Origin of the sequence: Bartonella capreoli (genome assembly GCF_902813205.1) — a bacterium.
GTDB lineage: Bacteria > Pseudomonadota > Alphaproteobacteria > Rhizobiales > Rhizobiaceae > Bartonella > Bartonella schoenbuchensis.
Window position 1 is genome coordinate 259,598 of sequence record NZ_CADDZX010000001.1, and the last position, 22,520, is coordinate 282,117.

Here is a 22,520-nt window from a genome sequence, read left to right on the forward strand (position 1 = left end):
GTTACAAGATGTTAGGAGCTCAAGAATTTTGAGATTATCGTCATTATCAGTGTTGTTATTATAAATGTAGTAATAAGTGATAATATTTCGGCATGATGTTTGTTGTGTTTGCACATTCAGATGTTAAATAAGCGGCTATAAAGGCATTATTAATTCAAAGAAAGATTTATGATCTTTCTTTGAAAAAAGAAGATTACAGCCTTTAAGATATATATGATTTTTGTTTTGATCATTTATGATCCAAATAATCATAATTATTCATTGTGTCGTCAATTTTATTGTATCGTCAGCTTTATGGGTAAATGCTTTTTAAAAAGTCACAAGAGGCTAAGACGATGTGGGTGTGTATAGTTTTCTTTCAAAAAGCAGTTATTTTCTGAAAATTTGCGACATTTTTTTAATTTTGTTTAAATTTTATTATCATAATTGTGAAATAAAGAAGTTTTTTTACCAATACCAAAGCGTTAAAGATAGGGTGGAGCTTGGATAATGACAATACGGGAAGCAATGTTGATATTGCTAGTTTTGCTTCCCCTTGGTGGTAGCGCTATCATCGGTTTTTTTGGTTCAACTGCCAAAAATAACGAAGCATGGTTTGCTGGGGCAATAGCGTTTTTTAGCCTTCTTTTCACACTGATACTTTACCCAACGCTTTATGGAAATCATGTAGTACGTTTAGATATTGCTTGGTTACCTGAGTGGGGTGTTAATTTAACTTTGCGCATGGATGGTTTATCGTGGCTTTTTTGCCTTTTAATTACAGGGATAGGCCTGCTTGTTGTTGTTTATGCACGTTATTATATGAACCCGGCAGATCCGGTTCCACGATTTTTTTCTTTTTTTCTAGCTTTCATGGGATCAATGACAGGAGTAATCTTATCAGGAAATCTCGTCTTTTTAGTCATTTTCTGGGAATTGACCAGCATTTTTTCCTTTTTATTGATTGGTTATTGGTATCATAATGCTAGTGCGCGTGATGGGGCCCGTATGGCTTTAATCGTTACGGGTTTTGGGGGCTTTGCGCTACTTTTGGGAGTTTTACTCATTGGTCATATTGTTGGTAGTTTTGATTTAGATGAGGTCTTGCAATCTGGGGATCTCATCCGGTCGAATTCTCTTTATATACCCGTGCTTATTTGCATTTTATTGGGAGGGCTAACAAAGAGTGCACAGTTTCCCTTTCATTTTTGGCTGCCAAAAGCCATGGCTGCCCCAACGCCTGTATCATCTTATTTGCATTCAGCAACAATGGTAAAAGCAGGGTTGTTTTTGCTTATTCGTTTATGGCCAGTTTTATCGGGAACAGAATCTTGGTTTTTTCTAATAGGTTTTGCAGGACTCACAACATTGCTTCTTGGGGCTTATTTTTCAATGTTTCAGCAAGATTTGAAAGGTCTTCTTGCTTATTCAACTATTAGTCATCTTGGTTTAATTACAACACTTTTAAGTCTTGGCAGTCCACTTGCATGTGTTGCGGCAATTTTTCATATTGTTAATCATGCTACCTTTAAAGCGTCTTTATTTATGGCGGCCGGTATTGTTGATCATGAAACAGGAACGCGTGACATACGCAAATTAACAGGTCTTTTTCGTTATATGCCTATTACAGGAACTCTTGCTTTAGTCGCGGGTGCGGCTATGGCTGGTGTTCCTTTATTGAATGGTTTTTTATCAAAAGAAATGTTTTTTGCGCAAGCGGTTGAAACGCATATGGAATCGTGGTTGGATTGGATTGCACCTTACGTGGCAACGCTTGCTAGCCTGTTTAGCGTGACTTATTCTGTACGTTTTATTCATGGTGTTTTTTTGGGGCCAAAACCTGTCAATTTACCCAAAATACCGTGTGAACCACCACGTTTTATGCGCTTTCCGATAGAGTTTTTGGTTTTTATTTGTTTGGCCGTTGGTATTTTTCCCAGTTTAACAATGGGATTCATTTTAGATAATGCGGTTATAGCTGTTTTAGGACCTGCGAGAGTTTCTTATAGTTTGGCTGTTTGGCATGGCTTTGATACCCCTTTGATGATGAGTTTCGTCGCTTTATCAGGAGGGGTACTACTTTATATTTTAGGGCGTCGTTATTTTCTATCTTGTGATGAAGGTCCTCCTTTTTTTCGTTATTTAAAGAGGCAGCGTGTTTTTAAACGAATTCTCATGATGATTTCTTGGAAATGGGCGCGTGCAGCAGAAGCTCTTTTGTCAACACGTCGTTTACAAGTTCAATTGCATTGGGTGCTTTTGGTTTGTTTTGCGTTTGTTGGTTTTTTATTATGGCATGATGGTTTGATTTCAGCTGGTCCATTATTGCTTTTTCCACTTGATTTACCCTTCATAGCCATTTGGCTGATTGGTGGGGTTTGTGCTCTTTTAGTTGCTTTGTATGCAAAATTTCATCGTTTTGCATCATTAATGCTTTTAGGTGGCGCTGGTTTGATGACCTGTGCGTCTTTTTTATGGCTTTCTGCACCCGATTTGGCGCTGACACAATTGGTTGTTGAAGTTGTAACGGCAATTCTTTTACTTCTTGGTTTGCGGTGGTTGCCTAAGCGTTTGTATGATCCTGCTCCACAGCCTATTGGTTTTTTCGTGCGTTTGCGCCGTATGAGCGATTTTATCATAGCGTTTGTGGGAGGAGCAGGTATGGCGTGGTTATCATTTGCGATAATGACGCGCCCCCAAGGGGTAACAATTTCTGATTTTTTTCTTACTCATGCTTATTCTGAGGCTGGTGGTCGCAATGTTGTGAATGTGTTATTGGTTGATTTTCGTGGCTTTGATACAATGGGAGAAATTGTTGTTTTGGGTATCGTTTCGCTCACTGTTTTTGCTCTTTTGCGGCGTTTTCGCCCTGCTCCTGAAAGTGTTGATGCGCCTTTTCAGCAACGTATTCAAACAGCTTTTGATACAGCGCAACCTGATCGTGAAGTTGGAGATACTTTATCGGATTATTTAACTATTCCTTCTGTTATTATGCATTGGCTTTTTCCTGTTATTATCGCTATTGCGGTTTATTTATTAATGCGTGGGCATGATTTTCCAGGAGGTGGGTTTGCTGGTGGTATTACTTTAGCGGTTGGATTTATTCTACAGTATCTTGCTACTAATATTCGCTGGGTGGAAAGCCATTTACGTGTTTTACCTGTTCGTTGGATTGGTTTTGGCTTATTATTATCAGTGGCAACTGGGGCAAGTTCTTGGTTTTTTGGATATCCTTTTTTAACATCGTTTTTTCAATATGTTCATTTCCCTTTAATTGGAAACATTCCGATAGTATCTGCTTTGTTGTTTGATTTTGGCGTGTTTTCTGTGGTTTTGGGGGCGAGTGTTCTTATTTTAATTGCGCTTGCACATCAATCAATTCGCTTTTACCGAATTAGTAAGAAATCTATTACAAAGAAAAAGGAAAGTTAATGGAAGTTGTTCTTTCTTTAGGCATTGGTGTTTTTATTGGATCAGGCATTTGGCTTCTTTTGCGTCCACGAACTTTTCAAGTTATTCTTGGTTTGTCATTGCTTTCTTATGGGGTTAACCTTTTTATATTTTCAATGAGCAGACCACGCAATAATGCAGCGCCTATTGTTGACCCTTCTATTGTGATTAATCCTGCAAATTATGTTGATCCTTTACCTCAGGCTTTAGTTTTGACAGCAATTGTGATTGGTTTTGCAACAACAGCACTATTTTTAGTCATCCTTTTGGTTTCACGCGGTTTAACAAATTCAGACCACGTTGATGGGCATGAAGTAAGATGACAGAAATTTGGCTGCACCATTTACTTATTTTACCTGTTCTTGTGCCATTAAGCATTGGAGCAATTCTTCTGTTTTATGATGAACGTCGTTCACAACTTAAATCACGCGTTAGCCTTTTTTCCGCAGGTTTATTGGTTGTTATTTCTGTTGTTTTGCTTATGCGTACTGTTGAAATAGCTCCAGCTTCAGATGTATACCGGCTTGGCAATTGGCCTTCTCCTTTTGGTATTGTTTTGGTTCTTGATCGCTTAAGTGCTATGATGCTTTTGCTTTCAAATGTGTTAATTGCTGGTGGTTTGATTTTTTCACAAGCTTATTGGTGTAAAGCGGGCCCTCATTTTCAGTCGCTAATGCAGTTTTTGATGGTGGGGATAAATGGCGCTTTCTTAACGGGTGATTTATTCAATTTATTTGTATTTTTTGAAGTTATGTTAACCGCCTCTTATGGGCTTGCATTACATGGTTTGGGTCAATCACGGGTGCGTGCAGGTATGCATTATGTGGTCATTAACCTTGTTGCTTCATTGTTTTTCTTAATTGGCGCGGCACTCATTTATGGGGTGGTTGGTACGCTTAATATGGCTGATTTAGCGATCAAAATGAAACATATAGCTGATGCGGATATTGTTTTATTTAAAGTAGGTGCAACATTTTTAGGTGTTGCTTTTTTGCTCAAAGCTGGCATGTGGCCACTTAATTTTTGGTTGGTGCCAGCTTATAGTGCAGCAGCAGCGCCTATTGGTGCTTCTTTTGTGATTTTAAGCAAGGTGGGCATTTATGTTATTTTGCGGTTAACGCTGTTATGGTTTGGTTCTGAAAGTGAATATTTGGCTCATTTTGGTCATACGGTTTTATTTTATGGTGGGCTTGCTACGCTGACTTTTGGTGTTATTGGAGTATTAGCCAGCCAAGTTTTAAGACGTTTGGCATCTTACAGTATTCTTGTGTCTTCTGGTACAGTGTTAACAGCGATTGGAACAGGTAATGTGGCACTGACTACGGGTATACTTTTTTATATTGTTTCTTCCACTTTAGCGCTCGGAGCTTTTTTTCTTTTGGTTGAATTGGTTGAACGCAGTCGAGATATGGCTACTAATGTTTTGGCTGTTACGATGGAATTGTATGGTGAGGATGAAGAAGAAAAGGAAGATGAAATTGGTACTTATTTACCAGTAACGTTGGCTGTTCTTGGAGCTTGTTTTAGTATCTGTGCAATTTTGATTATTGGATTGCCTCCTTTTTCTGGTTTTGTTGCAAAATTTATGATGCTTACAGCTATTTTAAACGCAAACGAGGGAAATTTTTCTACTTATGTACCAGTTTTACGTGATTGGTTTTTTGTAGTTTTTGTTATTTTATCTGGTTTTGCAACTTTGGTTGCAATGGTACGTATGGGCATTCGAACTTTTTGGGTTCCTTTTGAAGGCAAAGTCCCACGTATACAAGTGATTGAATTTGCGCCTATCGCTGCTCTTTTTTCTTTATGTTTTATTATGACAATTATAGTTAGCCCTGTGAGTCATTATATGTCTGAAACTGCTAAGACTTTGCATGATCCTAAAAATTATATTGAGAGTGTTTTATTTGATTTTTCTCTCAAAAACACTGAGAGGAATCAATGAAGCGCTTTTTTCCTCATCCTTTCTTAAGTGGTGCGATTGTTTTTATGTGGCTTATTTTAAACGGTTTCAGTTTAGGCCAGTTCCTTTTAGGAAGTGTAATTTCTTTGTTTGGTGGTTGGATGATGCAGCTGCTTGAACCGAAAAAAGTTACAGTTAAAAGTTGGAATGCGGTTTTTCGGTTGATTTTTCGAGTGTTGGTAGATTCTATTTATGCAAATATTATGGTGGCTTGGTTGATTTTAACAAAAAAGCACCAGGAACAACATTCTGGTTTTATTATTGTGCCTCTTGCACTTAAGAGTCGTACAGCTTTGGCTATTTTAGCATGTATTTTTTCGGCAATTCCAGGTACTGTTTGGATTGCATATAATAGCAAAAATAGTGAACTTCTCATTCATGTTCTCAATTTAGCAGATGGAAATGATTATCAACAGCTGATCAAACAACGATATGAACAATTGCTTTTGGAGATTTTCTAATGAGTATGATGATCCTTTATTGGGGAATTTTCCTCTCACAGATTTTCTTAAGTTTGGCGATGATTCTAGCGTTTTTTCGATTGATTTATGGTCCAAGGGCACAAGATCGAGTTGTGGGGTTGGATACTCTTTATATGACGACTGTTCTTTTATTTCTTATATTTGATATTCGTTCAGGGACAAATATTTATTTTGATGTTGCCCTTATGATTGGATTGTTAGGTCCGATCTCAAGTGTTGCTTTAGCAAAATTTTTGATGCGTGGAGAAATTATTGAATGAAAGGTGATGTTTCGCTCTGGATTGCTATTATTATTACTATTTTTTTAGTGCTGGGATCTGGTCTTACACTTATTGGAGCAATAGGGCTTATGCGCTTTTCTTGCTTTTATGAGCGTCTCCATATGCCTTCATTGGGTGCAAGTTTAGGAACTGGAAGTATTGTTATTGCTTCGATCCTTTATGCGATATTTGTAGATGGTCATTTTGTTGTACATGAAGCTTTGTTAGCAATTTTTACGCTTGTGACAATACCTGTTACGACTATGCTTCTCTCACAGGCTGGTGTGCATCGAGATCACTCAGAAGATTGGCTGCAAAAGCCGCCAACCTTTTTGTTAAATGAGACAGAAGAAGAACTGCCTACATTGGAAGATAAAACATCACACTGAAACCAGTGTGACTTTTAATCTAAAATTTGTTTTATTTTGTGTTTCTTTCTTCTTCACACATAATGGGCTTTTCTTCATTGGGATCATTAATAAGGTCATAAAGTGTGGCTTCATTTTTAGTTGTCCACCAAATGTATTGGGCTCCCGCATATTTTGAACCTGAAGCTGCAATTACATTTGCTCCAATAATGCGTTCACCGTTCCATGTGAAATCAACTAACGAAATATTGCCAGCGTTGAGATAAGTAACTTCAATACGTTCTCTATTGGTTTGAGTGCCACATTGATAGACAACTGTTTCTTTAGTGGGGTTTGAATTGCTTGGTACTTCAATGACTAAAGAACTGGAAAAAATATTTGTTTTATTGAACAAGGAATAAAAAATAACAAAAGCTCCTAAAGCAAAAAGTCCTAAAATAGGTAGAATTTTTTTCATTGATGCTTCCTTCTTACTCATAAGTAATAACCTTAATTGATGAAATGGTGTCTACGGCGGGATTCGAACCCACGACCCCAGGATTCATACCACTTCGATTTTCATCGCCAGTCTTTGTTATTGTAAGCTGTTTGTGGTCTGGACTGTCTCTTCACCTTGAAGTATACACTTTTTAGGTGCTGCCCGTTCAGTCTCTACACCTTCCTTGTTTTTTTAAAACAGGCTTGGCTCGGGATTGGCATACAGTCTCCTGTGAAGCTTTCCCCGAATTTGAGCAGATCCACTTTAAGGATTTCTCCTCAAAGCGCCCAATTCATTTAGGAATCCTGTGCTCTATCCTACTGAGCTACGCAGACTCAAATCACACCTATTCTTTTAACTAAAGTATAAAAATTAATCAATTAATAAATAGAAATTAATCAGATTTCATTAATTTTTGTTTCAGGAAAGTCAAGACTGCATTTGGTGAAACGTTTTTAGCGATAAATGATTGGCCCAGTGCGCGTGTTAGGATAAAAGTTAAGTTATTTTGCGAAACTTTTTTATCTTGGGCAATAAAGGTCATAAGTGTTTCGGCATCTGGAAGTTTGCCGGGGATATCTTGTAGTTTTGTTGGTAAACCAACGGTTTTAAAATGTGCTTTAATACGTTGTGTCACTGTGGGGCTGATTAAATTTAATTGTTCAGAAAATTGGTGGGCTAAAATTATTCCAATAGCTACAGCTTCACCATGGATTAAACGATTTGAATCATAGGTAGTTGCTGTTTCAAGCATATGTCCAAATGTATGACCAAGATTTAGCAAGGCGCGTTGGCCTGTTTCATGTTCATCGTGCGTTACAATATCAGCTTTAAATTGACATGAGCGAGCAATAGCTTCTATTTGTGTTGGGCCCTTGGAAAAGACTTTTTGCCAATTTTTTTCAAGCCATTCAAAAAAATGAGGTTGATTAATGAGGCCATATTTAACCATTTCTGCATAACCAGCACGAAATTCGCGTGAAGGTAATGTATTGAGAACATCAGTGTCAGCAATAACGCATTGGGGTTGATAAAAGGTACCGATGAGATTCTTACCATAGGGACTATTGATTCCAGTTTTTCCACCAACGGATGAATCAATTTGTGCTAGAAGTGTTGTAGGCATTTGAATGAAATGCATACCTCGGCGTATGATACTTGCAGCAAATCCTGCAAGATCACCAATAACACCGCCCCCCAAAGCAATAATGCTATCGCCTCTTTCTAAACGAGCGACAAGAATTTTATCGATCACATTTTGCAAAATTGGAAACGACTTTGATTGCTCTCCTGCTTCTACGATGATAGGGACCGTGTAGATTTCATTTTCTGCTAGTTTTGTCTGCAATGTGTTCAAATGAAAAGCAGCAACATTTTTATCTGTAACAATAGCTAAACGTATTTTTTGATGAGAACTCTTTTGATGCAAATAATGCTTAATCTTTGAGACTGCTTGTGCAATTAAACCTGAGCCGATAACGATATCATAACAATGTTTATTCAATTTGACAGTAACAATTTTGGTTTGCATGCTTTTTATCTCTATCGTTATTTTATGGATAAATAGCGTTGTACAGCCTGTATCACATTATGTGCTACTATGTGATAATGTTCTTCATGATTGTTAATTGTTAAATTTGCTTGTGCGTAAATAGGATAGCGTTGCTCCATGAGTTTTTGCATCGTTTCTTTAGGATTTGCCGTTTGAAGCAATGGTCGTGCAAAACACCCTGAAACACGCTCTATGAGGACATGAAGATCTGCTTTAAGCCATATGGATATACTATTTTGATGAATGGCTTTTCGGATGTTTTCATTCATATAAGCACCTCCACCTGTCGCTAAAATGAGAGGACCTTTTTTAATGATGTTTAGAATAACTTTCTGTTCAAGAGCGCGAAATTTTGATTCGCCATACATTTCAAATAATTGAGCGATTGTCATCTGTGCAGCTTTTTCGATTTCTTGATCAGAATCATAAAATGGCAAACTGAGCATAGCAGCGACATGTTTTCCAACAACGGATTTTCCTGAACCCATAAGGCCGACGAATACAAGTGTTTGTTGGTTAAGACGTGATAATAGTTGGTTTTTTATTTGTGTTATTGGAATATTTTGAAGCTGCTTATTTTTCATGATTTTATTTCGATATTTATCTTCTTTAAAATCAATTTCTGTTAATCTTTGTCAGGCATAATAAAGTTAGGAATATTTTTGGGATAATTTATTTTCTTATGCCAATATTCACCTGATTTTGATAAATTTTTTCATTATAATCAGCTATTTTCCAGTCTTATGATAAATAGTGTTTATAATTTGGGTTGAATTTCATAATAAAAAATATGCGTCGCAATGTTCCTTTTTATTTATGCAATGTATTTTTGAAAGCAAATCCATGAAAAGTAACGCTGTGATAGATCGTTTTCTTGAAATGATGAGTGCTGAACGAGGGGCTTGTGCCCATACACTTTCTGCTTATCAGAATGATTTACAATGGGCACATGACCAGTTGTGTTCACGCTCTGTTTCACTTTTTTCGGCACAAAGAGAGGATTTAATCAATCTTTTGTCGCTTATGCATACTGCTGGTTTTGCAGCCACTTCGCAAGCACGTCGTTTATCGACTTTGCGTCAGTTTTATCAATTTCTTTATGCTGAGGGATTAAGAACAGATGACCCTTCTCATGATATTGATACGCCTCGTCAAAGACGTCTTTTACCAAAAACCATGAATGAAGATACAGTGACAAAATTACTTGATCGTGCGCAACTAGAAGTAGATCAAACAGATTATGGATCAAAAAATCACATGCGTGCGTTGCGTCTTCAGGTATTAATTGAAATGCTTTATGCGACAGGATTACGCATTAGTGAGTTGGTAAGTCTTCCAGTTCAAGCAGCACGCGGAAAGGAGCAATTTATTGTTGTTCGTGGTAAGGGAGAAAAAGAACGTATGGTTCTCTTATCAGATAAGGCGTGCCAAGTTATTTCTCAGTGGTTAGTTTTGCGTGATCAGGGCAAGGATGCGGCAAGCTTTTATCTTTTTCCTGCTCGCTCATCAACAGGATATGTCGCCCGCCAGTTTGTTGCACGAGGATTAAAAGAGCTTGCTGAAAGAGCAGGGGTGAAAGGCAACAACTTTTCTCCCCATGTGTTGCGCCATGCTTTTGCTAGTCATCTTTTGCAAAATGGTGCTGATTTGCGTGTGGTTCAGCATTTATTGGGGCATTGTGATATTTCTACTACCCAGATTTATACACATGTATTGGAAGAAAGGCTGTATTGTTTGGTTAATGAGCATCACCCACTTGCCGATCAGCATAAGGCCGGGTAAAGAAAAAGTAATATTTTGAAAAATACTTAAAAAAATTATGGATATATAAGTTATACACGAGTAAGTTAGGAACAATGTATAATTATCTTGATTTTGAAAAACCTGTTGCTGATCTAGATGTGCAAATTCTTGAATTGAAAAAGATTGCTCAAGAAAAGGGTAGTCTTGACATGAAGGATGAGATTGCGCGTCTTGAGATGCGTTCTCAGATGGCTTTGCGCGATCTTTATAAAAAGTTGTCACCGTGGCAAAAAACACAAGTGGCACGTCACCCTAATCGACCTCATTTTATGGATTATTCAGCATATTTATTGAGTGATGTTACACCTTTAGCAGGTGATCGTAAATTTGCTGAAGATGAAGCTATTCAAGCTGGCTTTGCACGCTTTAAGGGTGAAGCGATTGCTTATATAGGTCAAGAAAAAGGCCATGATACACAAACACGTTTACGCTATAATTTTGGTTCTGCTCGCCCAGAGGGGTATCGTAAAGCTGTGCGGATTATGGAAATGGCTGATCGTTTTGATTTGCCATTATTAACTTTTGTTGACACAGCCGGTGCTTATCCTGGTGTAAGTGCTGAAGAACGTGGACAGGCGGAGGCAATTGCACAATCAACAGCGGCAACTTTACGTCTACGTGTTCCTGTTGTTTCAGTCATTATTGGAGAAGGTGGTTCTGGAGGGGCAATAGCAATTGCTGCAGCTAATAAGGTTTATATGTTAGAGCATTCAATTTATTCAGTTATTTCGCCAGAAGGAGCGGCTTCTATTTTATGGCGTGATCCAACTCGTGCGAAAGATGCAGCAACCAATATGCATATTACTGCTCAAGACCTTTATAAGCTAAAGGTTATTGATGGCATTATTCCTGAGCCTTTAGGGGGAGCACATCGGGGAAAGGAAGCTGTGATGGAGACGACAAGTAATATTATTTCTGTTGCTTTACATTCTATGGCTGGTAAGGATGGTGAAACCATAAGACAGGAGCGTTGGGAAAAATATCTTCAAATTGGCCGTTCTTTGGCTTAATTGGAAGTGGTTTGTGTGAGAGACTTTATAGGTTAGAGTTTTATTTCAATGAAATTAAGTCGATATTTTTTATCATTTTTTTTGTTAGCAGTTGGGATATTGACAGCGTGTCAGGAGCGGTTGCCTGCCTCCATTCAGGCTAAGGTTAAGCAACCATTACCCAAAGAAATTCAACATAAAATGATTGAGTATAATGTCGATCCATATGCACCAATTATGATGCGTTTTTTTAAGGAAGAAAATACTGCTGAAGTTTGGAAGCAAGACCGCACCGGGCGTTTTGTGCTTGTGGCAAGTTATGACATTTGTAAATGGTCAGGCCAACTTGGACCTAAATATAAAGAAGGGGATTATCAAACACCAGAAGGTTTTTATACTGTTAATGCAAGTCAAATGAATCCTTATTCGAGTCGTTATCTTTCTTTTAATATTGGTTTTCCTAATCTTTATGATCAAGCACATGGCCGTACGGGTAGTTATCTTATGGTGCATGGGGGTTGTACTTCTGTAGGCTGTTATGCAATGACTGATAATAATATGGGACAAATTTATGCTTTTGCACGGGATGCTTTTAAGGGTGGGCAGAAAGAATTTCAGTTACATACCTTCCCCTTTCGCATGACCGATGCTAATATGAAGCGTCATCGTGATAACCCTCATTATCCATTTTGGATGATGCTCAAAGAAGGTTATGATCTTTTTGAGACCAAGCGTGCGCTTTCAAAAATTGACGTTTACGAAAAACGCTATGTTTTCGATCGTTTTACCAAAAAAGGTTTAAGTGGGGTAAAACCATAAAATATGGTTTTATTATAAAAATATCATACCTTTTATAATTTATTAAAAACTAGAAAGATAATTAGCATTTATTTCGCTAAATTCATTTACGATGATAATATATCATGCTTTAGTAGAAAATTTGAACAAAATTACCGGAAAAACCTGAAAAACCGATCATGAAGGTAATGAAAACATATAGGCTATTTTCCTGTGCTCCACGTGGATCATCGATAATAATTTATTGTTTTCATTATAGAATATAGGTAGGTCGTTTATGTGGGATAGGGATTTTACGCGGTATTCTTGTATTAGTTTTATATACCTGTGGTGCGGCAATGAGTTGTACTGTCAAAGGAAGAACGGAAGAAGGTAAAGCTTTGATTAAAGGAGAAGTAAGGATAATATTTCCTTCCTTGTCGAAGGTGTCTTCTAGGCGTTTTTTTACAATTTCAGGATCGCATATTTTTTCTTCCATATCGGTGATTTTCATCATTTTAGTGCCATAAGGCTTTAAGGTGGCTAATGTTGATTGTGGAGAGCCTTGAAGAGAGAAACCTGTTTCAAGTAATTGTGCTGCTTTTCCTTCTCTTGCATCAATGGTATCTGACCCTAAAACAACAGCGATAATCATACGTTTATTGCGGGTCGCTGAAGCAACAAGATTGAAACCAGAGGCGCAAGTAAAACCAGTTTTCATACCATCTATGCCATTAAAACGGTTAATGAGGTTGTTTGAGTTCAATTTGATTTTTCGTCCATCACCAAAATCAATAGCTGGGATAGAAAAATAATGAGCATATTGGGGAAATTCCCGACGGATTTGAACAGCGAGAAGAGCAATATCACGCGCTGTGGTGTAATTATCTGGATGCGGCAGACCACTTGCATTGGCAAAATGAGTTCCAAACATGCCTAAACGTTGGGCTTGGGCATTCATTTGTTGCACAAAAGCTTCTTGTGAACCAGAAACAGCTTCACTTAAAGCAATGGCCAAATCATTGGTTGATTTAACTAATGTAATGCTTAAAGCTGTTTCCAGTGTAAGGATGGAACCTGCTTTATAACCTGAGTGAGAGGGAGAAGCTTGTGATGCATTTTTGCTAATGGTGATATGTTTTTGTGGTGAAATTTCTCCTGTGCTCATGGCACGAAAAATGACATAAGTGGTCATTAATTTTGTTAAAGAAGCAGGGTACCATCGTTCAAAAGCTTGATTGTGTTCTAATATTCGTCCAGTTGCAGCGTCAACAGAAATAAAGGGATGAGATAGAGTCAGAGTACTTGTCATACTTAAAATGAAAGATAAACAGAGGCTGTATAAGAGTTGACGCATATAATTTTTAAGTCCAATTATTGTTCAGTTTAAGTAACTTAGAATTGTTTTAGCTTTAAATACAATAGATTTGAATGTATAAAATAAAGAAAGAAACGTTTAATTACGTATAGGTCCCTTCCAATGATGACCGAGCACTTGAAGCTTTTTAACAGCAGAGGGCGGCATAGGTGGAGGAGTGGGGTCTTGAGCGGCCAATAAGAGCAATTCATCACAGGCTTTTTCTGTTTTTTCGATTAGTTGGTCTAAAAAATCACGTTTATTTAAACCAGTTTCGATAGGAGGAAGAATACGCACACGAATTGTTCCTGGATAGCGACGAAAATTATTACGTGGCCAATATAAACCAGCGTTGTGAGCAATGGGTACAACTTGGAGTTTTAATTCGTTGTAAAGAGCAGTAATGCCTGGTTTATAATTTGGTTCTTGACCGGGTTGTCGGCGTGTTCCTTCGGGAAAGATCAGAATTTGGCGCCCTTGTTTTGCTTTTTGTTTTGCTTTTTGTATGATGATTTTAAGAGTTTGAATAGGGGTTGCTCGGTTAATCGGGATAACTTGTGTTTTGGCCATATACCAGCCAAAAAAAGGGATCCACATCAATTCACGTTTTAAAATAAGAGCAGGATCATCAAAATAGGGTACAAGGCTAAAAGTTTCCCATGCAGATTGATGTTTTATCGCAATAATATATGCATCCTTTGGGAGGTTTTCTATGCCTTCAATTTCATAGTGTGTTCCAGCAATGTATTTTTGTAAAAATAATGTAACACGTGCCCATGTTTTAGGGATAACCCACGCTTTTTTACGGGGCATTAAAAAATAAAAGGGGGCATAAAGAATCATTTGCACAAAAGTGGTTGTATAAAAGGCAAACGTAAAGAGAAGAGAACGAAGGATAAGTACCATATTTTTATTTAATATTTGCAATGAAACTCTCGTTGTTCCACTCTATGTGTGGAAAATATCGTCATTATAATACACTTATTTTTATGTATTTTAGACTATAAAACAAAAAACTAAGAATATTACAAGTTGTTAGAAGCAAATTTTTCTCAACAAATTTTATCTATTAGTTGGTTTTGATCTTTTTCATCAGATTGGAATTTAAAGAAATTTAGAGTTTTTATTAGAAATAAAAACCTAAAATATTAAGTGTGGTAGTTAGTTGTGACTACATTAAATGCGTAAAATAGTCTTATGTTTTTTACGCAGACGGTACCTCTTTTATAACTGATCGAATTTAATTCGATTTGATACAATAATTCAAGTAAATATAGCTTAAAATGCCCAGATAACATAAATTATTACAGAGTGTTTTGCTTAATTATTTTTGTAAATACTTAAATCAAGAAACAATTCTTACAAAAAAAATCACTTGAAGAAGTGCTTTGCATTACAAAGTGAATTTTGGTGGAAGTAAAATATATTTTATTGGAGCGGGCGATGGGATTCGAACCCACGACCCCAACCTTGGCAAGGTTGTGCTCTACCCCTGAGCTACACCCGCTCACACATTCTCAAACGCCTTTTGTATGGCTTAGCCTTGTCTGAATTGCAACAAAAAAATCACGTTTCAGTAAAATTTATTTTAATTTATTTTGATGTTAGTGAAATTTATTTTTTAAGGTTAAAAAAGTATTATTCAACTGGTGATTTAAATAGTGCTAGATAATTGATTTATATTTTAGGAAATATGTCCTTCTCAAGGGAGGGTAAGTGATTATAAATTTAAGCAAAATACACTTTTATCTATCAATAAGTTAAAAAAATTGGCAATGTTGTTTGTATTTTTCAAGATTGATTAGCCAGTTAGGGTGGTCTTTTTAATGATTGAAAAAATTGATGCTTGTGATTCTTTGGGAGAAGCATTGAAAATTTTATTCGATTTTAAATCATGAGAAGCGGCAGTTTTTGCCAAATAGAGTTACTCAATGAGATTTTGAGTTTTCTAAAATTTTTCATAATCGTGTGGATAGTTTATTTAAGCAAGCAGTATCACGAGATTTATCTTATTTATGATTACTACTTTAGTGCAAGTGGATATTTTGGAGTTAAATAAATATAGTTTCAGCATTAGATATGTTAAGTATTTGATTTTGTAATACATTTAACTGAAAAAATTATTAAAGAGAATAAATTAATCACAATTATGATGATGCATTCTATATATCAAGTTTTGAATGTGAGGGATCGGTGTACAGATAGTGTATGGAGAGAGTGCGTAGTAGAACAATGATCTTGGACATGCACTAAAAAGAATGTAAATTGCATGTTAGAATTTTTTGGCATGATTGGCATACTTTAAAAATTTCACGATGAAGTTTTTGAAATGATATACTAATGATACACTATAATGGATTTGATATTTTGGTAGTGGATTAATATTTTGGCTGTAAAAAAAGCACATGAAGTTGATCATTTTCTCACGCATTTTTCGCGTTCCTTTCCCATTATTTTAATTTATGGTCCTGATCGTGGTCTTGTTTGTGAACGTGCGCAGCGTTTTGCTAAGCTAACGCAAGTGGCGATAGAGGATCCTTTTTCTACGATTCGTCTCAATGCAGCTGAGATTGATAAAGATCCCGTACGATTGCAGGATGAAGCACATACTTTATCGCTTTTTGGTGGTGATCGTTTGATATGGATATCCAATGGTGCGAATCAAAAAGGTTTTCTTGCTGCTCTTAAGCTTTTAATTAAAGAACCGCCCAAAGCATGTTTCATTTTAATTGAAGCAGGGGATCTAAAAAAGGGTGTTGGGTTGCGCAATATTGTTGAAACAGCATCAACAGCGCTGGCTTTACCCTGTTATACGGATGATGTCCGTTCCCTTGATAGAGTGATTGATGAGGTTTTGAATGGTTTTAAAATGACTCTTTCTTTGGAAGCGCGCAAGTGGTTATACGAAAATTTGGGGGCGGATCGCCTTGTTTCGCGTGGTGAGTTGGAAAAGCTTTGTCTTTATGCTCTAAAGAAAAATGAGGTTACACTTGAGGATGTGAAGGCTGTGGTAAGTGAGGCTAGCGCTCTTTCCCAAGATGAAGTTATTGATGCTATTTTACTGGGGGATGTAGCGAGTTTTGAGATGCATTTTAGTCGATATGCGACTATGCAAAATACGCTTTTTTTTGTTTTGAGTGCAGCGCAAAGGCATTTTCAACAATTACAGCTGTTGCGCTATCAAGTAGAAGTTGAAGGGAAAGCTCCTTTTGCAGTCATATCTCAAGCACGGCCACCAATTTTTTTTCGTAGGGAAAAAATAGTTGAAAAAGCCCTAAAATATTGGAGGTTGGAACAAATTGCTTATGCTATGGAAAAAATTCAGTGCGCTGTTTTAGATAGCCGTAAAAATCCATTTTTGGGTGAAGCTATTGTTCATCAAGTTTTATTAGGATTGGCAGTTAGTGCACAAAAACGCATCTCTTCTTAAAATATTGGCTCCATCGGCATTAAAGCGTTTTTGTGACTTGGGTAATTTTTTGTAATTTGGGTAATTTTATGAGATATATTTTTCCTTTAAGGTGATTTTTTTGTCAAAAGACAAAAAACAATAATTCATAAAAGCTTTTGATCATGAGATTGTAGTATTACTCGTAATACGAGCAAGCATTGTTTGTTTTGAGTAATTGCCAAATTTGCATCAAGATCAAAAAGATCATTGTACAACATGATTTAAGTATAAAATACAAGATTACTTAATATTTTGGGGTACGGTGTATGAAGAAGTACTCCTTTATTAATGATAACATGGGAGTTAAGCAATGATCTTAGCAATTTGAGGTATCAATGAAATTTGTTGATTTGTCGTTGTTGATTTTAGTATAGTTTTTTTAAATTTGGCTATCATAATTGTTATTCTTAAAAAGGTATCTGTTTTATACGAGAACAACTTTCATTTATGAAGTTTAGATCATTTTTATAAAGCTTAAAGAGACTTAAAGGGAAAGTTATCAGAGAGTGTGAAGATTTGGTAAAAAATGTTTTGTGCTATAGCTGTCGTATTCTCATTAATGCAATAAGTCATTATGTACGTGATAATGGCAGTGCTTTTGCAAGTCATATCGTACTTTCAGGGCTTTTAGCATTTTTTCCTTTTTGTATTTTTGGAGCGTCTCTGGCCAGTTTTTTTTGGGATTTTGCGTATACACCGCAAAAAATTGAAGCGCTTATACACTTGTTGCCCGATGCAATTGCAGAACCTTTTTCTAAAGAAATCGTCAATGTTTTGGTAACGCAACGAAGAGGCTTATTAACGCTTTCTTTTGTTGGGGCGGCTTATTTTGCTTCAAATGGGGTAGAAGCTTTACGTGCAGCTTTGAATAAGGCTTATCGTGTTGTTGATCAGCGAAGTTTGTTTTTTTGTCGTTTTCAAAGTTTATTTTTTGTGATCATTGGAACGATCGGTATTAGTGTTATCAGCTTTTTATTAGTTTTAGCACCTTTGTTGATAAAAATTACACAAAATCATTTTCCTTTTATTGTTGAATATATTGGTGTTATTCGTTTATGGCGTTACACAATTGCAGTGGTTGTTTTATTTACTAGTCTTTTGATTGTTCATAAATGGCTACCAGCAAAGCGCAGGAAATTGATAGATATTTTACCAGGAGTTATGGTGACACTATTTTTGTGGTTTGCGGCATCGATTACTTTTGCACATTATTTAACAATGTTTAATTATGTGTCCACTTACGCTGGGTTAGCATCTATTATGATTGCTATTATTTTTCTTTATATGTTGAGTGCGATTTTTATTTTGGGGGGTGAAATAAACGCAGCAATTATGTTTTATCGCACCCGTTTACAACATTCAAATCTATAAAGCCTTTTTGTTAAATATAGGAAATAAAGGTGCACATTCTACTATCGCTTTTTGGTGATTGATAAGGATGCTTTGTGCCTAAAGCTAAAATTGATTGTCTTATGCGTTATCAGTTTCAAATATGTATTATGGCAAGTTAAGTTACCTTTGTTTATTCTCAATTCTTAGAATATTTATTTAGTGAGACGCTTATTAACAAAGGCTGTTTTTAAGGAGTTTGACGGTACAAGATTTGAAATGTAAATTGTAAAGTGTGAGGTGTCGTGTATTGTGAAGACAGGTTAAGGCCCTTAGCAATGGATGATGCGGGTGGGAATAGCAAAGTGAAGCTTACCTTATACTTAATACTGAGTAGTGCATATTTTTATTCAGCTAGCTCAATCGACTAAACTTTAGTGATAGGTGTTTTAATAGGAGGTTTGTGAGGGTGGAGCAATTTGCAAATGGACTTTACTTTTTTTATTAATAATCATTTCTAATTTCTATTTTTGAGTGGTTTTAAGGCATAGTTATTTGTGGTCATTGAGAGCGTTATTTTGTTTCTTTAATGATAGCTTTTATGAGTGCTTTGGCATCGTTATTGGCCCATGGAGCTATACCATTAAATGAAGCAATAAGGTCACCATCTTGATCAACAAGGAGTGTAATGGGTAGCCCTAAAGCTAGTCCTTGTTTGCGGATGTTGGTAAAAATGTTCATTTTTTCGTCGCGGTAGTAGGTCAAATTATCAGCATGCACTTCACGTAAAAATTGTTTAATTTTTTCAGGAGAAGCAACTTTATCGATGTTAATGGCTATGACATCAAAATTCTCTCCCTCCATATCGCGTTTTAATTGTGCAAGTTCTGGCATTTCTACACGGCAAGGTGCACACCAAATGGCCCATAGATTAATAAGCAGTGGTTTTCCAGTAAATTTGGAGAATTTATGGTCTTTTCCTTGAATATCTTTAAAAGAAAACTGGCTTATATTATAAGAAGTATCGGCAAATCGGATGTGCTTAAAAAAGCCTTTGGCTTCTTTTTTGATCGTTATTATCTTTTCCTCTTTTATTTTGTTGGCGTTTATTTCTTGTGCTTTTGCAACTGAAATAAAATAAGGAAAAAGAGATGCTTTATTATCATGGTTTATTGTTGCGTATAAACTTAAGGCAATGATAAAGGATGTAAGTAAACGTTGTGTTTTTTTATTTTTCCAGTTGATAAAAGTTTGAGAGATCATAATTTTTATCCTTTGGATGGGCGCTTTTAAAGTATGACAGATAATAAATTGAGATAGATGTAGGGTGGCCGTTTTGCACAAGGCCCTGCTGCGGTTATGAAGATATTAATGCTTCCATTAATTGTGATCAAAAACTTTATTGGCAAGATATTGAAGGTTCACTTTCTCATGTGGCAACGTTAGCACAAACAAAAATTATTTCACACTCTGATTATGAAAAATTATGCATAGTTTAAAGCTTATTCGTCAAAAAATTGAAGAAGGCACATTTACTTTTTCGTGAGAGTTTGAAGATATTCATATGAATATTAAGGCGCGGTTTGAGCCAATTGATTGGTCTTGTAGCAGGCCGTTTGCACACAGCGTGTTCACGTAATGATCAGGTTGCAGTTGATTTTCGTTTATGGGTGCGTGACGAAACGCAAAAAATAGCACAAGTATAAAAGAGCTCGTAGAACAATTGCTTATTCGAGTAAAATAGTATGTCGATACTTTTATGCCAGTTTTACACATTTAAAAACTGCCCACCCAGTAACGTTTGGTCATTATATGATGGTTTATGTTGAAAATATTTAGCCGGGATTTATCACATATGCGTTGATGCGTTTGAGCGAATGAATGAGTCGCCTCTAGGGGCGCTTGTGCATTGGCGAGAACAGGCTTTTCAATCGATCTCTTGCTTTATGACAGCACAAGCTACTGGGGTTTCGTGAACCGACGCGCAATTCTAATAGATAGTGTTTCAGATCGTGATTTTGCGTTGGAATTTTTAAACACGCTGGTGCGCTCTGTGCAATGTATCTTTTAATGTCTTAGCAGAAGAGATTATTCTGTAGTCGAGGGCACAATTTCAGTTTATTCATTTATCAGATGCTTTTTTAATAGGTTCATCTATTATGCTACAAAAGAGAAATTTTGATGCTGCTGAGCTTATACGGGCCAGATCGGGACGGTTGAGTGGCGCGTTTATTGGATTTTTAACAGTAATGAAGAGACTACCTCTCGCTTATTGAATATGCAGGAAGATAAAACTTATGTTTTTGATGGGGCTTTGGTTTTGGAATTATTGGCTGGCAGCAATGACGGGGATCATTGGTGATTTGGAAGTAAATAAAAAAGTTATGAAATAAGCAGCAGATTCTGGTTATGCGATAGAAACAGATCTAGTTGATTGGCTTGTACGCAAATTGGGGCTTTTCTTTCGTGAGGCTCATCATATTACTGGATGCATTGTGACATTGGCAGAAAAAGAGAAATGTCGTCTTAATAATTTGTCATTGGCTGAATTTCAACGATCTATCCTGATATAAATGCAGCTGTTTTTGATGTTTTAACAGTTGAAAAATCAGTTGAAAGTCGTAAAATTTTTGGTAGAACAGGGCCTTTAGAAGTACTTCGCCAAATTGCCTATTGGAAAAGGCATCTTGTGAGTGCGTGAATAGATTTTATTATAAATACAAAAAAGATGCAGAAAAATATCAATATAAGAAGAAAAAGGCGTATGGGAACTATTTTAAAGAATTTAATAATTGTCCTTTTTTTTAATGTTGTTATAGTTGGGTGCGGGCGTAAAGGGGCATTAGAATTACCTTCTTTAACAACGATGGAGCCTTCGCAAGGAGCTTTTGTTTCTGAAAGAAAGACGGATAAACCTTTTATTCTCGATCGATTGATACAATAGAGGTTTTTATGCGTTTTTTCCCTTATCATCAAGACATGCTTTATGCTGAAGGTCTTTTACTTTCTACACTTGCAGATAAAGTTGGAACACCTTTTTATTGTTATTCAGCCAATGCACTTGTTACTCATTTTCAAGACTATCAAAATGCATTTCATGATATACCTAGCCTTATTGCTTATGCGGTTAAAGCAAATTCCAATCAGGCTATTTTACGGCTTTTAGCACGCGGTGGGGCGGGCGCTGATGTGGTGTCAGAAGGTGAATTACGACGCGCTTTAGCTGTTGGTATTCCTGCGCATCGTATTGTTTATGCTGGGGTTGGTAAAACGGTTAGAGAGATAGATTTTGCTCTTGCACATGATATTTGCTGTTTTAATGTCGAATCAGAGCAGGAACTTGAACAATTATCAGCACGGGCTGTTGCACTTTCAAAAAATGCACGCGTTTCGTTGCGTATTACTCCAGATGTAGATGCGAAGACCCATCAGAAAATTACAACTGGTAAGTCTGAAAATAAATTTGGTATTCCATTGGTATTGGCATATGATGCGTATAAAAAAGCAACGCAATTGCCTGGTCTTCAAGTGTGTGGTGTGGCTATGCATATTGGTAGCCAGATTTGTGATTTAAAACCATTTGAAGAGGCGTTTATAATTGCTGCAGATTTTGTGCGCCACTTACGCAATGATGGTTATGCCATAACCCATTTAGATATTGGAGGTGGGCTTGGGGTTTCTTATGGTCGTGAGTCGTATTTAGTGCCTTCTCCTTTTGATTATGCTGCACTGGTAAAGAAACATATTGCACCTTTAGGGATTACCGTAATTTTAGAGCCTGGGCGCAGTATTGTAGGCAATGCTGGTGTGTTGGTAACATCTGTTGTGTATTTCAAAAGAGGAAAGGGGCGCAGTTTTGTTATTGTTGATGCAGCAATGAATGATTTTATGCGTCCAACACTTTATGATGCTTGGCATGATGTGATACCAGTGAAAAAAACACCATTAAATGGTGAGATGATCAATGCAGATATTGTTGGCCCTGTTTGTGAAACTGGTGATTATTTGGCATTGGATCGTTATCTGCCAGTGTTAGAGGCGGGTGATCTTTTGGCAATTACTGGAGCGGGCGCTTATGGTGCGGTGATGGCAAATACCTATAATAGCCGACTTTTGGCACCAGAGGTTTTAGTTCAAGATACGCGTTATGCTGTTATTCGCCCACGTCTTGATTATGCGCAATTGATTGGTTTTGATCATATTCCAGATTGGGTTGAGAATTTTTAAATGTCTTTGACATTGTTTCCAATAAACTTTTATGGAACGATTTATATGGTACAAA

Annotated in this window: 18 protein-coding genes, 1 tRNA gene and 2 pseudogenes; 14 read left to right on the plus strand and 7 right to left on the minus strand. The window is 36.6% G+C overall.

Annotated features, from left to right (window positions below; genetic code table 11):
• Positions 1-489: 489 nt before the first annotated feature.
• From J7R05_RS01025 to mnhG, 6 genes are read left to right on the plus strand one after another with little or no spacing between them, the layout of a single operon-like run.
• Positions 490-3,411 (plus strand): monovalent cation/H+ antiporter subunit A, encoded by a 2,922-nt coding sequence (locus tag J7R05_RS01025; protein ID WP_208540814.1) that lies wholly within the window; start codon positions 490-492, stop codon positions 3,409-3,411.
• Positions 3,411-3,752: a Na+/H+ antiporter subunit C gene (locus J7R05_RS01030; RefSeq protein ID WP_208540815.1), complete on the plus strand. Its 342-nt coding sequence runs from the start codon at positions 3,411-3,413 to the stop codon at positions 3,750-3,752. The genes J7R05_RS01025 and J7R05_RS01030 overlap by 1 nt, the downstream gene beginning before the upstream one ends.
• Positions 3,749-5,374, plus strand: coding sequence for a monovalent cation/H+ antiporter subunit D (locus J7R05_RS01035; protein ID WP_208540816.1), 1,626 nt, complete (start codon positions 3,749-3,751; stop codon positions 5,372-5,374). Before J7R05_RS01030 ends, J7R05_RS01035 begins: the two co-directional genes overlap by 4 nt.
• Positions 5,371-5,853 (plus strand): Na+/H+ antiporter subunit E, encoded by a 483-nt coding sequence (locus tag J7R05_RS01040; RefSeq protein WP_208540817.1) that lies wholly within the window; start codon positions 5,371-5,373, stop codon positions 5,851-5,853. The genes J7R05_RS01035 and J7R05_RS01040 overlap by 4 nt, the downstream gene beginning before the upstream one ends.
• Complete coding sequence (locus J7R05_RS01045; RefSeq protein WP_010704433.1) at positions 5,853-6,134, plus strand: K+/H+ antiporter subunit F; 282 nt, start codon at positions 5,853-5,855, stop codon at positions 6,132-6,134. Before J7R05_RS01040 ends, J7R05_RS01045 begins: the two co-directional genes overlap by 1 nt.
• Complete coding sequence (mnhG, locus tag J7R05_RS01050) at positions 6,131-6,523, plus strand: monovalent cation/H(+) antiporter subunit G (protein ID WP_208540818.1); 393 nt, start codon at positions 6,131-6,133, stop codon at positions 6,521-6,523. Before J7R05_RS01045 ends, mnhG begins: the two co-directional genes overlap by 4 nt.
• A gap of 31 nt (positions 6,524-6,554) precedes the next feature.
• On the opposite strand, the gene J7R05_RS01055 is transcribed toward mnhG, so the two are convergent.
• The 3 genes and pseudogenes from J7R05_RS01055 to J7R05_RS01065 all read right to left on the minus strand — a co-directional run bounded on the left by J7R05_RS01055 (position 6,555) and on the right by J7R05_RS01065 (position 9,116).
• Positions 6,555-6,959, minus strand: coding sequence for an MliC family protein (locus J7R05_RS01055; protein WP_208540819.1), 405 nt, complete (start codon positions 6,957-6,959; stop codon positions 6,555-6,557).
• Between the two features lie 415 nt (positions 6,960-7,374).
• The gene (gene aroB, locus J7R05_RS01060; RefSeq protein WP_208540820.1) at positions 7,375-8,511 is read right to left on the minus strand and encodes a 3-dehydroquinate synthase; all 1,137 of its coding nucleotides are present in this window, start codon (positions 8,509-8,511) and stop codon (positions 7,375-7,377) included.
• A pseudogene (locus J7R05_RS01065) lies at positions 8,477-9,116 on the minus strand (shikimate kinase). Before J7R05_RS01065 ends, aroB begins: the two are co-directional and overlap by 35 nt.
• A gap of 259 nt (positions 9,117-9,375) precedes the next feature.
• Between J7R05_RS01065 and J7R05_RS01070 the strand changes: the two are divergent.
• From J7R05_RS01070 to J7R05_RS01080, 3 genes are all read left to right on the plus strand, one after another.
• The gene (locus tag J7R05_RS01070; RefSeq protein ID WP_208540822.1) at positions 9,376-10,314 is read left to right on the plus strand and encodes a site-specific tyrosine recombinase XerD; all 939 of its coding nucleotides are present in this window, start codon (positions 9,376-9,378) and stop codon (positions 10,312-10,314) included.
• Between the two features lie 74 nt (positions 10,315-10,388).
• Positions 10,389-11,345, plus strand: a complete 957-nt coding sequence (locus J7R05_RS01075; protein ID WP_078690249.1) for an acetyl-CoA carboxylase carboxyltransferase subunit alpha — start codon at positions 10,389-10,391, stop codon at positions 11,343-11,345.
• 48 nt (positions 11,346-11,393) lie between these two features.
• Complete coding sequence (locus J7R05_RS01080) at positions 11,394-12,143, plus strand: L,D-transpeptidase family protein (RefSeq protein ID WP_208540823.1); 750 nt, start codon at positions 11,394-11,396, stop codon at positions 12,141-12,143.
• Between the two features lie 232 nt (positions 12,144-12,375).
• On the opposite strand, the gene J7R05_RS01085 is transcribed toward J7R05_RS01080, so the two are convergent.
• From J7R05_RS01085 to J7R05_RS01095, 3 genes are all read right to left on the minus strand, one after another.
• A complete protein-coding gene (locus J7R05_RS01085) occupies positions 12,376-13,458 on the minus strand; it encodes a D-alanyl-D-alanine carboxypeptidase family protein (protein WP_208540824.1) in 1,083 nt (360 codons plus the stop codon).
• Positions 13,459-13,557: 99 nt separating this feature from the next.
• Positions 13,558-14,364, minus strand: coding sequence for a lysophospholipid acyltransferase family protein (locus tag J7R05_RS01090; RefSeq protein WP_208540825.1), 807 nt, complete (start codon positions 14,362-14,364; stop codon positions 13,558-13,560).
• 526 nt (positions 14,365-14,890) lie between these two features.
• A tRNA-Gly gene (locus J7R05_RS01095) sits at positions 14,891-14,965 on the minus strand.
• Between the two features lie 879 nt (positions 14,966-15,844).
• On the opposite strand from J7R05_RS01095, the gene holA reads away from it, so the two are divergent.
• Both holA and J7R05_RS01105 read left to right on the plus strand, forming a co-directional pair.
• On the plus strand, positions 15,845-16,888 hold the full coding sequence (gene holA, locus J7R05_RS01100) for a DNA polymerase III subunit delta (RefSeq protein WP_208540826.1): 1,044 nt from the start codon (positions 15,845-15,847) through the stop codon (positions 16,886-16,888).
• Between the two features lie 537 nt (positions 16,889-17,425).
• Positions 17,426-18,280, plus strand: a complete 855-nt coding sequence (locus J7R05_RS01105; RefSeq protein ID WP_208540827.1) for a YihY/virulence factor BrkB family protein — start codon at positions 17,426-17,428, stop codon at positions 18,278-18,280.
• Between the two features lie 531 nt (positions 18,281-18,811).
• Here the strand turns inward: J7R05_RS01105 and J7R05_RS01110 are convergent.
• Positions 18,812-19,501: a TlpA disulfide reductase family protein gene (locus J7R05_RS01110; protein WP_208540828.1), complete on the minus strand. Its 690-nt coding sequence runs from the start codon at positions 19,499-19,501 to the stop codon at positions 18,812-18,814.
• Positions 19,502-19,564: 63 nt separating this feature from the next.
• Between J7R05_RS01110 and argH the strand changes: the two are divergent.
• From argH to lysA, 3 genes and pseudogenes are all read left to right on the plus strand, one after another.
• Positions 19,565-20,939, plus strand: a pseudogene (gene argH, locus J7R05_RS01115) (argininosuccinate lyase); the annotation flags it as partial.
• A 63-nt stretch (positions 20,940-21,002) separates the two neighbouring features.
• Positions 21,003-21,182 carry a lipoprotein gene (locus J7R05_RS01120; RefSeq protein ID WP_208540829.1) on the plus strand — a complete coding sequence of 60 codons (180 nt, stop codon included), beginning with the start codon at positions 21,003-21,005 and terminating at the stop codon, positions 21,180-21,182.
• A gap of 8 nt (positions 21,183-21,190) precedes the next feature.
• Positions 21,191-22,465 (plus strand): diaminopimelate decarboxylase, encoded by a 1,275-nt coding sequence (gene lysA / locus J7R05_RS01125; RefSeq protein ID WP_208540830.1) that lies wholly within the window; start codon positions 21,191-21,193, stop codon positions 22,463-22,465.
• The last annotated feature ends 55 nt before the right edge of the window (positions 22,466-22,520 follow it).